This is a genomic window from Ochrobactrum sp. SFR4 (assembly GCF_019730395.1).
GTDB lineage: Bacteria > Pseudomonadota > Alphaproteobacteria > Rhizobiales > Rhizobiaceae > Pseudochrobactrum.
On the sequence record NZ_JAAPBB010000057.1, the window covers coordinates 1 to 1,085 of the forward strand.

The 1,085-nt window shown below is 51.3% G+C and carries 1 protein-coding gene; it reads right to left on the reverse strand.

What is annotated here, in order from left to right:
- Positions 1 to 783: phage tail tape measure protein (locus HBA93_RS17795; protein ID WP_221724178.1), on the reverse strand; the 783-nt coding region annotated here is incomplete at its 3' end.
- Between the last annotated feature and the right edge of the window lie 302 nt (positions 784 to 1,085).

The window sequence follows — 1,085 nt, forward strand, 5'->3', positions numbered from 1 at the left end:
AACTTTGACCGCGTTCAGTCCAAGTTTGGAATATGCAACATTATGCGATTTTGTTGCCCGCCCACCAATACTGAGGGCTCGACCCATGTTGGGGAATGATGTGGCCGCAACTTCGGACTGTGCGCCAGAGGCAATCATAGCCCCGCCGAACGCCAAGGTTTCTGCAGCTGCAAAACCATATAGCTCACCGGTGGCGGCTACACGTTTCGAATAATCAACAAGGTCAGGAGCGCGTGCAGCCGTATTATTGCCCAGATGGTTGATCGCATCAGCATAATGGCCAATCTCACCGACATTCATACGAAGCTGGTTTTTGATCTCAGCCAGTGCCTGACCTGTCTCTGCAACAGGCACCTCCCAAGCGGTGGAGACTTCTGCCACCATCTTGGAAAATTTACTCATTTCCTGAATAGGAATGTTCGATTGGCCAGCCGCAGCATAAATCTGAGCAAACCCTTCGGCAGTAACCGGCATCTCTTTGGAAAGAGCAATGATGTCACGTCGGAGGGTGTTGAGCTGGTCGTCACTGCCATCGACCACTTTACGCACATCCGCAAAGGCAGATTCAAATCCAATGGCAGCACCAACGGTGCCACGTATCCCTTCACGAACCCCGACGTAACCCGCAGCAAGCCCTGCCACGCGCATCACTGTGCCATTGATGGGAGCCATGATCTGGTTGGACTGTTTCATCAGTCCGTTCATGCTACCTGTGATGGTGCGCATCTTTGAGGACACACCATCCATCACAGTCAGTTTCAAGACAGACTGTAAAACGCTCATAACATCCCCTCACGCCTTGCTTGCCAAATCTCAACAGCTTTCCCGTGCCAGCGGATTGCTTCATCCACTGGCATTTGTTTCACTTCAGAGATCGGGGTACTAAAAATATGGGCGATTACACCGATGATGCCGCGCCAGTCAGAAGCCTGCTCTAGTCGTTTCCCACCAGATGCTTCGTCTCTTTCATGATGACTTTAAGATCGGGAGCACCAATTTCTTTAAATGCTGGCATAGGTGTATTGCTGATTGAAGCAAGCACAGCCATCGTTTGGGAAAACTGGCCAGAGAAGTGATCCGCGGCC